7 protein-coding genes and 1 pseudogene are annotated in these 10438 nt (G+C 56.8%); 5 read left to right on the top strand and 3 right to left on the bottom strand.

What is annotated here, in order from left to right; genetic code table 11:
• Positions 1-139 precede the first annotated feature (139 nt).
• The 3 genes and pseudogenes from VQ830_RS18185 to VQ830_RS18175 all read right to left on the bottom strand — a co-directional run.
• Positions 140-514: pseudogene (locus VQ830_RS18185) on the bottom strand (cell division protein FtsZ); the annotation flags it as partial.
• A gap of 51 nt (positions 515-565) precedes the next feature.
• Positions 566-1861: a beta-ketoacyl-ACP synthase II gene (gene fabF, locus VQ830_RS18180; protein ID WP_337269564.1), complete on the bottom strand. Its 1296-nt coding sequence runs from the start codon at positions 1859-1861 to the stop codon at positions 566-568.
• A gap of 162 nt (positions 1862-2023) precedes the next feature.
• Positions 2024-2611, bottom strand: a complete 588-nt coding sequence (locus VQ830_RS18175; protein ID WP_337269563.1) for a TetR/AcrR family transcriptional regulator — start codon at positions 2609-2611, stop codon at positions 2024-2026.
• A gap of 98 nt (positions 2612-2709) precedes the next feature.
• Between VQ830_RS18175 and VQ830_RS18170 the strand changes: the two genes are divergently transcribed.
• The 5 genes from VQ830_RS18170 to VQ830_RS18150 all read left to right on the top strand — a co-directional run bounded on the left by VQ830_RS18170 (position 2710) and on the right by VQ830_RS18150 (position 10289).
• Entirely contained in the window at positions 2710-3819 is a 1110-nt protein-coding gene (locus VQ830_RS18170; protein ID WP_337269562.1) for an efflux RND transporter periplasmic adaptor subunit, read from the top strand.
• The gene (locus tag VQ830_RS18165; protein ID WP_337269561.1) at positions 3819-6932 is read left to right on the top strand and encodes an efflux RND transporter permease subunit; all 3114 of its coding nucleotides are present in this window, start codon (positions 3819-3821) and stop codon (positions 6930-6932) included. Before VQ830_RS18170 ends, VQ830_RS18165 begins: the two co-directional genes overlap by 1 nt.
• Positions 6933-7076: 144 nt before the next feature.
• Positions 7077-7664, top strand: coding sequence for a glutathione S-transferase family protein (locus VQ830_RS18160; protein WP_337269560.1), 588 nt, complete (start codon positions 7077-7079; stop codon positions 7662-7664).
• A gap of 231 nt (positions 7665-7895) precedes the next feature.
• Entirely contained in the window at positions 7896-8708 is an 813-nt protein-coding gene (locus VQ830_RS18155) for an oxidoreductase (RefSeq protein WP_337269559.1), read from the top strand.
• Between the two features lie 474 nt (positions 8709-9182).
• Complete coding sequence (locus VQ830_RS18150) at positions 9183-10289, top strand: Fic family protein (RefSeq protein WP_337269558.1); 1107 nt, start codon at positions 9183-9185, stop codon at positions 10287-10289.
• Positions 10290-10438 lie beyond the last annotated feature (149 nt).

Here is a 10438-nt window from a genome sequence, read left to right as displayed (position 1 = left end):
CAAGCCGAAGGTCAGATCAATCGCCTCAAGTTACTGAAGCGAGCAATGTACGGTCGCGCCGGCCCGGAACTGATGAGGGCGAGAATGATGCCGCTGAATCACAGAAATTGAGGAAGAACCCTGTTAAATGGAAAATGACAGCACGGGCGATAACGGGTGCGGCACCTGTTCCCGTTCCACCCCCCATGCCCGCCGTCACGAAACACATATGGGTTCCGTCGAGGTGATACATGATCTCGTCAATGGACTCCTCGGCGGCCGCCTGTCCAATATCGGCCAGTGATCCGGCACCAAGTCCCTCCGTGACGGTCGGGCCAAGCTGGATAAGGCGTGGCGCTTTTGACATGGACAAAGCCTGGGCATCGGTGTTCGCAACGATAAACTCCGCGCCCTCGAGATCGTGCATGATCATGTTGTTGACAGCATTGCCGCCGCCACCGCCGACGCCGATGACGGCAATCCTTGGCTTCAGGAGCGTTATGCCGGGGGGTGAAACGACAGTCGTTGGTTGCATGGTGGGAGCATCCTGGTGGAGACTTTGTTCAAAGGGGATCACGCGGTGGGGTTAATCAGCTAATGACGTACGATTGCCTCTCCTCGGCCAGCGTCGAAACACTGCGCTGGCATTGACGCCGCCGAAGCCGAAGCCATTGGATATCGCATATTCAACATCGAGGGGTCGGGCATCGTTTGCGACAATGTCGATGCCATTGGCCTCAAGGTCCGGTGAACTGAGATTCAAGGTCGGGGGCGCGATCTGGTGCTGGAGCGCCAGGATCGTAAAAATAGCTTCAAGACCGCCGGCGGCTCCCAGCAGGTGTCCCGTCGCCGACTTTGTCCCGCTGACGGCGATCGACTTCTTTTGGCCGAACAGGCTCTTGATTGCTCTGAGTTCCCCGAGGTCCCCAACCGGCGTCGATGTCGCATGCGCGTTGAGATGGCCGATGTCGTGGGGCGCGATACCCGCCTGGGCGATGGCGATTTGCATTGCCCGGCGGGCGCCGCTTCCGTCTTCCGGTCCGGAGGTAATATGATGGGCGTCGGCCGTCGTTCCATATCCAACGAGTTCTGCTATCGGCATTGCACCGCGAGCAAGGGCGTGGCTTAACGCTTCAATGACGAGAATGCCCGCGCCTTCACCCATCACGAAGCCGTCGCGCGCGGTGTCGAAAGGACGTGACGCTTTGGCCGGCGTCTCGTTAAAGCCTGTCGATAGTGATCTTGCGGCTGCGAAACCACCAAGGCTGACAATGTTCATACAGGCCTCAGCGCCACCACAAACCGCGATGTCGGCTTCATTGGACCTGATCAGTCGTGCTGCATCGCCAATCGCCTGAACGCCGGCAGCGCATGCCGTCACCGGCGCTCCAAGCGCGCCTCTGAAGCCATGTCGGATAGAGACTTGCCCGGCGGCAAGATTGACAAGAAAGGATGGAATGGTGAAGGGCGAGAGGCGGCGGACGCCGCGTTGATCGACGGTACGCACCGCCTCCGTTATCGCGGGAAAGCCACCGATACCTGATGCGATGATTGTCGCCGTTCTCAGTTTTTCTTCTTCGGAAGCTGCCTTCCAGTTCGCCTGTGCCAGAGCCTCTTCCGCCGCTGCCAGCGCAAAGATGATGAAGCGGTCGACCTTACGTTGATCCTTCGGGGGCAGGGTCCTGTCAGGATCAAATCCTCCTTCAGGATCGTCAGCCAGGGAAGGGACCACGCCTCCGATTTTTGAAGGCAAATCCCCGACGATGTCGTCACCCAGTCGCCGGATCCCGCTTTTGCCAGCAAGGAGCCGGGACCAGGAGATATCGACATTCGCACCAAGGGGGCTGACGGCTCCCATTCCCGTGACAACGACACGACGCATTTGCATTCCACCTGTCTATGATCAAAAATTTGGCATGCCTTCGGCGTCCGACCGAATGACCGGTCGTGAACTTGGGACATGCGGTTCGCGCTATTCTCTTCTGATACGCGTGCGGCGCTAAGCTTTGCCAGCTATCGGCGACGAATATCCAAAAACTGTCTGTTAGTCGCTGCGATCGCGGCCAGCAATGCGCCGGACCTCGCTCGCTACCGCGTCGAGTACGCTCGTCGACAGCAGTTCATCCTCAATGATACGCGCCAGCGTCACCGCACCGACCATCATGGACAATATTGCCATGGCCTTTCCGCTTCGAGCTCTATCTTCACCCTCTCCGATGAGTTCTTCGAGCACCTCGAAATGCGCCCGGATGCCATCTTCAAACGGGCGCCGAACTTCGGCGGTTTGACGCGCCGCGTCGGAGCCGAGAGCAACAAGCGGGCATCCCTCTGCCTTCTCGCCGCTATGGTCTTTGGAGAGGTAGAAGCTGATGATCGATTCCAGGGGATCTGACGTGTCTGCTGCGGCATCAGACCACCTTCTCGTGGCGCTCTCGAGAGCACGCCGTGATGCGAGCGCCGCAAGATCGTCTTTCGATGCGAACTGCTTGTAGAATCCACCCTGGGTGAGGCCTGCACCCTTCATCAGGTCTTTAAGGCCGATCCCGTCGAAACCATGCTCTCGAAACAACCGGCTGGCGACGTTGATCACCCTCTCCCGGTTTTCCTCTGCCTGTACGCGGCTCACTCTCATGTGGACCTCCAATTAGATTTCATTTGACATCTATATATCTTTTAGAGTTAGAGTGCAATCTAATATTTTTGAACAGGCCGTCAAGAAGGGGCGATGAAATGAAACGGAAACTTGTTGTCACTGCAGCAGCAGTGCTGGCGCTGGCCGCAGGCGGCGCCGCCGCACTGCTGCTTCCGGCGCAGGCGCCTGAGGCAAAGGCTGCCGATCCCCGGACCTTGGCGCCACTGGTTAACCTGGCGACGGCCCGGCTCCCTGGCAATTCGAGCAGCAGCTTTACAGGAACCATTGGTGCCCGGGTCCAGAGCAATCTTGGCTTTCGCGTTCCCGGCAAGATCGTTGAACGTTTTGTCGATGTCGGGGAACAGGTAAGCGCTGGACAGCCATTGATGAGGCTTGACGAGACTGATCTTCGCCTCGCTTTGACCGCCAAGCGAAACGCTGTCATCGCAGCACAGGCGACGTTTGTCCAAGCGAATGCCGATGAGAAACGCTTTGCCGTTCTGGTGAAGACCTCTGCCGCCTCGACGCAGCAATATGAACGATCGAAGGCCCTGCTGGATACGGCGACGGCACAGTTGGCCGCTGCTCAGGCTGATGCAAATGTTGCCGAAAACGAAGCCAGATATGCGGTTCTCATTGCCGACGCGGATGGAACCATTATCGAGACGCTTGCTGAGCCGGGCCAGGTGGTAACCGCCGGGCAGCCGGTTGTCCGGCTCGCGAAGTCAGGTCCGCGCGAAGCGATTGTCTCGCTTCCCGAAACCATGCGTCCTGACATTGGAGCTCAGGCCTCCGCATCTGTTTATGGCAGAAACAATGCGGAAGGGGCCAAGCTGCGCCAGATCTCCGATTCTGCCGATCAGCAGACCCGCACCTATGAAACGCGCTGGGTGCTTGAAGGGGGGGCTGCAAATGCGCCTCTGGGGGCGACCGTCACCATCGAAATCGAGAACAGGGATGCGCAGAACCATGCCGAACTGCCGATAGGCGCGCTGTTGGACGACGGGACGCGGACAGGCGTCTGGGTGATCGATCAGCAATCTTCCGTCGTGAAGTTTCGTGATGTGAACGTTGAGCGCGTGAGCGAAGAGAATGTGGTCGTCACTAACGTCAAGCCGGGAGAGGAAGTCGTTGCGCTTGGCGCACATCTTCTGAAGGACGGAGCGCAAGTTCGCACCAACGTTGGGACAAAAGAGGCGGCAAACTGATGAACCTCAATCTGTCCGCCCTTGCGGTTCGCGAACGCGCCGTCACGCTGTTCTTTATCGTCCTTCTGTCGCTTGCCGGCGTCTACGCCTTCGTCAAACTGGGGCGCGCTGAAGACCCCTCCTTTACCATCAAGACATTGACGGTCACCACGGTCTGGCCGGGCGCAACCGCACGCGAGATGCAGAATCTCGTTGCCGAGCCGCTGGAGAAGCGCATTCAGGAATTGGCCTGGTACGACCGGGTTGAGACAACCACGCGCCCCGGTTTTGCCTATCTTACCGTCACGCTCAAGGACAATACGCCGCCAAGCGCCGTCGCCGAAGAATTTTATCAGGCGCGCAAGAAGCTTGGCGATGAAGCCAGAAACCTGCCGCAGGGTGTTCTGGGACCGTTCGTGAACGACGAATATTCCGACGTCAGCTTCGGCCTTTATGCTCTCAAGGCGCAGGGCATGCCGATGCGCGATCTCGTCCGGGAGGCCGAAAAGATCAGGCAGGACATGCTTCATGTTCCCGGCGTCAAGAAAATCAATATTCTCGGCGAACAACCGGAGCAGATATTCGTAGAGTTCTCCTATCAGAAACTCGCCACGCTCGGAATCTCTCCTCAGGATATCGCCGCAGCCCTTGAACGACGCAACACAGTGACATCCGCCGGGTCGATAGATACGCAGGGTCCGCAGGTGTTCATCCGATTCGACGGTGCCTATGACAGCATCCAGTCAATCGCTGACACTCCGATCGTTGCTTCCGGCCGGGTTCTCAAACTGTCGGACATTGCAAATGTTCGTCGCGGGTATCAAGAGCCGGCAGGCTACGTCATCAGGCATGACGGCGAGCCTGCCATCATGCTCGGCGTGGTGATGCAGCAGGGCTGGAATGGTCTGGACCTTGGCAAGGCTCTCGAAGCGCGCTCCAGCCAGATTGCACAAGCACTACCCCTTGGCATCACTCTGACGAAGGTCAGCGATCAGGCGGTTAATATCGATGCTGCCGTGGGTGAATTCATGGTGAAGTTCGCCATGGCCCTCGGCGTCGTGCTCTTTGTCAGTCTCATTGCGCTCGGCTGGCGGGTGGGCATCGTTGTGGCTCTGGCCGTTCCGCTGACGCTGGCTGTCGTCTTCATCATCATGCTCGAGACGGGGCGTTTCTTCGACCGCATCACACTCGGTGCGTTGATCCTGGCACTTGGCCTGCTTGTCGATGACGCAATCATCGCCATCGAGGTGATGGTCGTGAAAATGGAAGAGGGGATGGACCGCATCAAGGCGGCTGCTTATGCCTGGAGCCACACTGCGGCACCGATGCTGTCGGGCACGCTTGTGACCATTATCGGCCTGATGCCGGTGGGTTTCGCCGCCTCTGCGGCGGGTGAATATGCGCGCAATATCTTCTGGATCGTCGGTTTCGCACTGATTGTTTCCTGGTTCGTGGCGGTGATCTTTACGCCCTATCTCGGCGTAAAGCTGTTGCCCGATATCAAGCCAGTGGAAGGCGGCCACCATGCAATTTACGATACGCCGAACTACAGACGGCTGCGCGGTGCGATCGAATTCACCGTCAAGCACAAGTTCCTGACCTGTGCCATTGTCGGCGTCATCATGGCGCTCTCGGTCGTCGGGATGGGTGCGGTGAAGCAGCAGTTCTTCCCCACATCGGACCGCCCTGAGGTTCTTGTCGAAGTCCGCATGCCTGAAGGCACAAGCATCGAAACGACGACAGCCACGGTCAAGAAGCTCGAGGCCTGGTTGAAGCAGCAGCCAGAAGCCAAGATCGCGACCAGCTATATCGGCCAAGGTGCGCCCCGCTTCTTCTTCGCTATGTCACCTGAACTGCCTGATCCAGCTTTTGCAAAGATTGTTGTTTTGACAGCGGATGCACATAACCGCGAGGCGCTTAAACTTCGTCTGCGGGAAGCCGTTGCGCAAGGACTGACGCCTGAGGCATTCGTCCGTGTGACGCAACTCGTCTTTGGCCCCTACACGCCATTCCCAGTCGAGTTTCGGATCAAAGGACCGGACGCGGAAGAGCTGTACAAAATCTCCGAGCAAGCACTTGCTCTCATGAGCTCGGTACCTGACGTCAGAAATGCCAACCGCGATTGGGGTAACCGCACACCCGTCGTCCGTTTCGTTCCTGATCAGGATCGCCTGAACCTCATCGGCATGTCGTCCGCCGAGGCTGCCCAGCAGATACAGCTCCTGCTGAGTGGTGTCCCCGTGACGCAAGTTCGTGAGAACATCCGAAACGTTCCTGTCGTGGCGAGAAGTGGTGGTGAAATCCGGCTCGATCCTGCAAGGCTCGCCGACTTCTCCCTCGTAACAAGAGACGGTCGTGCGATCCCGCTCGATCAGATCGGCCACACGGAGGTGCGCTTCGAAGAGCCGATCCTCAAGCGTCGTGACAGAACGCCCGTGGTGACGGTCCGATCCGACATTAACGAAGCGACCCAACCGCCAGAGGTTTCGCAACAGGTGATGACCGCTCTTCAGCCGCTCATTGCATCTATGCCCGCTGGCTACACAATCGAGATGGGTGGCAATATCGAGGAATCACTCAAGGCGAATACGGCTCTGGTGAAGGTGTTCCCACTGATGATCGCAGCGACCCTGATCGTTATCATCCTTCAGGTCCGCAGTCTGTCAACGATGACGATGGTGATGCTGACAGCACCGCTGGGTCTTGCAGGCGTCGTGCCGACCCTGATCCTGTTCAACCAGCCTTTCGGGTTTAACGCGATCCTGGGTCTTATCGGCCTGGCGGGCATCCTCATGCGCAACACGTTGATCCTCACCGAGCAGATCAAGGAGAACAAGGCTGCGGGTCTGGACGACTATCATGCCGTGATTGAGGCTACGGTGCAGCGAACGAGACCCGTCATCCTGACAGCGCTTGCCGCGGTCCTCGCCTTCATTCCCCTGACGCATTCGGTGTTCTGGGGTTCGATGGCCTACACGCTTATCGGCGGTACGGCAGTGGGCACGCTTATCATCCTGCTCTTCCTGCCGGCACTCTACGCTGCATGGTTCCGCATCAAGCCGCCCAAGGCAGAAATATATTCGACGGAGCACGGAAACACGGAAAGAACTCAGCATTCGCTTGCTGCGGAATAGCCAACCCGTTCCTCCGCAGCAGATGATGCTGCGGAGGGATCATGCTGCTTGGCGAGATGTGGCGTGTGTTTTTGCGTGCCCGCAGGGCCCTTTCGGAAGCCATGTCTTCGTCCCGCTTCAATCCTGCCAATGAGGAGCCTTGACATGAACCCTGTCGTATCCATTTTCAAACATCCTCCGGACGGGGGTAGAGGATATCACCGGGATATGCGCGTCAGGTGGGCTCTCGAGGAAGTCGGCCAGCCTTACACTCTACGGCACCTGACTTTTTCCGAGATGCGCCGCCCCGAATATCTGGAAATGCAGCCGTTCGGCCAGATGCCGATCTACCAGGAGGGTGATCTCATTCTTTTCGAATCCGGTGCGATCGTGCTTCACATAGCACAGCGTTTCGCCGGCCTCCTTCCCGATGAAGTGAATGCGCGCTCGCGTTCCATCATGTGGATGTTCGCAGCGGTCAATACGATCGAACCCTGTATCGCCTCTGGCAGCGTTGGACATCTCAGTCAGCGGCTCCAGCAACTGGGCGATACGCTTGGAAGGAAAGAGTGGCTTGAGGGGGCTCAGTTCAGCGCCGGTGATCTCATGATGGTGAGCGTACTGCGGCCGCTCAAGCACTCTAATATTCTGCTGGATAGCCCAGGCTTGCAGGATTACGTCGAAAGAGGCGAGCAACGAACCGCGTTCCAGCGCGCGCTGGGCAATTCGACAGCGGACAGGCGGACGGCGTGACTTGATGGCATAAGCATCCGTCACACCTGTCACTCCTCAGGCAAGAACCGCCGCATTAATTCGACCGATGTTTCCTGCGTCGAGACGACTCACCCCAAGTGTCGTGTGGGCTGACTATCTGCCTCCTCAGTTTCTGCAAATACGTTTTATTTCGCTTGCAATCTAACGTAATTATAGATTACAAGCGAAATCTAAATTGATTTCTGAACCATCCACAATTGGAGAGCTTTAATGTCGTCAGGCAAGATTGTAGTAGTAACCGGTGCATCCTCCGGGATAGGGCAGGCGACCGTAAGGCTGCTATCGCAGAATGGGTTCAAGGTGTTTGCAGGATCGCGCAATCCGGACAAAAGTGGACCGGTTTCTGGTGTCGAGTACGGACGTCTCGATGTGGACAATGGCGAGTCGGTGAAGCAATTCGTCGATTGGGTTCTGTCCCGTTCAGGCCGGATTGATGTCTTGGTGAACAATGCTGGCGTCTCTCTTGTCGGGCCGGTCGAAAGCACATCGGACGATGAGGCTAAAGCCCTTTTCGAAACCAATCTCTTTGGCCCACTGCGTATGATACGAGCAGCATTGCCCGCGATGCGGCAGCAGAATTCAGGCCTGATCGTTAACGTCAGTTCGGTCCTTGGCTTCCTGCCCGCGCCCTATATGGGTCTTTATGCCAGCAGCAAGCATGCTCTGGAGGGGCTATCTGAAACGCTTGACCACGAAGTTCGGCAATTCAACATTCGCTCCATCTTGATCGAGCCAACGTTCACGAGGACAAGTCTTGATGTCAATGCGAAGCAGACGAAGACGCGCATTGACGACTACGCTCACCAATTAGCCAAATCCAATGAGGCCGTTCTTTCCGCCATTAGGACAGCAAGCAGTCCTCAGACTGTTGCAACCGAAATCATGGCAGCGATCATGGGACCGCACAAAATGCGAAGGCCGGTCGGAAAACAGGCTACGCTTCTGAGCCGCCTGAAACGGTTTGTTCCAGCCAAGGCATTGGATAGCGGCATCAGGAAGACGTTTGGGCTCTCCAAGCTGTAAGCATTCGCGGAGCTTGCGCGCCACAAGCAGAAAGTAGGGCGTCGGCATTCGGAAACTTCACGTCATTTATTATCATGACTGACGGAGGCCGAACTCGCGCCGACCGCGACGCTCACTGCAGCGGTCAATCGCACTGCCGACAACCTGTTTGCGCGCGCTCGGACCGGCGGCAGAAATGCATCCGGGCCGGTATGTTACAGTGGTCATCGCTTTAGTAAAGCCGGTAAAGCATTCATGGTGGTTTCGGCTTCCATCAGGAAATTGTCGAGAGTTATCATTCGCTCTGGTCCCGATGCCGAGGGCGAGCGGAAATAGGGGGCGCCCGTTAGCAGAATATTTTCAGGATAAGTGGTTACCCACTGATCGCTGCGTCTCGAATGAAGAACCGCAGCTTGTGGTACTGAGCAATAGACGGACTTGCAATACCTCATATATCGCGATAATTGTGAGTTATAGAGGGGGATTCTATAACTCATGAAATGGAACTGGCAAAACACGGATTGGCCAAACTTCAGGTACAACACCGCAAGCCTGGTCCCGTTGGAGCAAAGATTCTTGCAGTCCGCCGGCGAGGTTATCGGTGCTGTCCGGCATTTCAACGAGGACGACAGCAACCAACTTCGCATCGAGTTGCTGAGCGACGAAGCGGTCAAGACCTCAGAGATTGAGGGTGAATATCTCGACCGCGTGAGCGTCCAGTCGTCACTCCGCCGACAGTTCGGGCTAAGCACTGATGACAGACAGATCCGCCCCCAAGAGCGGGGGATCGCCGACATGATGGCGGATGTCTATCGAAGTTGGCATACGCCGCTGCGTCATGAAGGACTGTTCCACTGGCATTCAATGCTGATGGCCGGAAATCGATATATTGAAACGGTTGGTGCTTACCGTACGCATGAAGACGCCATGCAGATCGTGTCAGGTCGATTGGACAAGCCCACAATCCACTTTGAGGCCCCCCCTTCTCGCCAGGTTACCACTGAGATGGAGACCTTCATCGCATGGTTCAATCAATCCGGGCCGGATGGTCAAACGTCGCTTCAAGCTTTGACGCGCGCAGCAGTAGGCCATCTTTATTTTGAAAGCATACATCCATTTGAGGATGGCAATGGCCGGCTCGGGCGCGCGCTCGCTGAGAAATCCCTGGCACAAAACATAGGGCAGCCAAGCCTCATTTCTCTCGCCTTCACAATCGAGCAGCGCCGTAAGGCCTATTATTCTGAGCTTGAACGCCACCAGCGCACGCTTGATATCACCGACTGGATCATTTTCTTTTCGGAAACTATCCTGGATGCTCAACGGGCGACGCTGGAGCGCATCGATTTCTTCATTCAGAAAGCAAAGTTCTATGATCGTTTTCGTGGCCAGTTCAACGACCGGCAGGAAAAGGTAGTTGCGCGCATCTTCAAGGAAGGCACGGCAGGCTTCAAGGGGGGACTAAGCGCCGAAAACTACATTTCGATCACAGATACATCCCGCGCGACAGCAACACGCGACCTTCAGCAGCTCGTAGAGATCGGTGCACTGACGCGCACAGGCGAACGTCGGCATACACGGTACTCTCTGTCATTGCACAAATAAACTGCTGCTTGGCAAATGCACTAGGTGAACGGCTGTTCGATTCCGCTCAAGAGCAGTGGGATCTGATTTGCAGCACGAGGACAATGGTATTCGACCTTTGAGTTTTTGCCGGCCAAATAGCGATGAACAACAGCTAAAGGAAGTGATTG

It is taken from the genome of Oryzifoliimicrobium ureilyticum (genome assembly GCF_037199735.1).
Taxonomy (GTDB): Bacteria; Pseudomonadota; Alphaproteobacteria; order Rhizobiales; family Rhizobiaceae; genus Rhizobium; species Rhizobium ureilyticus.
This window is presented reverse-complemented; position numbering and strand designations above follow the sequence as displayed.

Coding starts and splice junctions, on each gene's coding strand:
- VQ830_RS18165 (WP_337269561.1), top strand. CDS start 3,819: ATGAACCTCAATCTGTCCGCCCTTGCGGTTCGCGAACGCGCCGTCACG.
- VQ830_RS18155 (WP_337269559.1), top strand. CDS start 7,896: ATGTCGTCAGGCAAGATTGTAGTAGTAACCGGTGCATCCTCCGGGATA.
- fabF (WP_337269564.1), bottom strand. CDS start 1,861: ATGCGTCGTGTCGTTGTCACGGGAATGGGAGCCGTCAGCCCCCTTGGT.
- VQ830_RS18170 (WP_337269562.1), top strand. CDS start 2,710: ATGAAACGGAAACTTGTTGTCACTGCAGCAGCAGTGCTGGCGCTGGCC.
- VQ830_RS18150 (WP_337269558.1), top strand. CDS start 9,183: ATGAAATGGAACTGGCAAAACACGGATTGGCCAAACTTCAGGTACAAC.
- VQ830_RS18160 (WP_337269560.1), top strand. CDS start 7,077: ATGAACCCTGTCGTATCCATTTTCAAACATCCTCCGGACGGGGGTAGA.
- VQ830_RS18175 (WP_337269563.1), bottom strand. CDS start 2,611: ATGAGAGTGAGCCGCGTACAGGCAGAGGAAAACCGGGAGAGGGTGATC.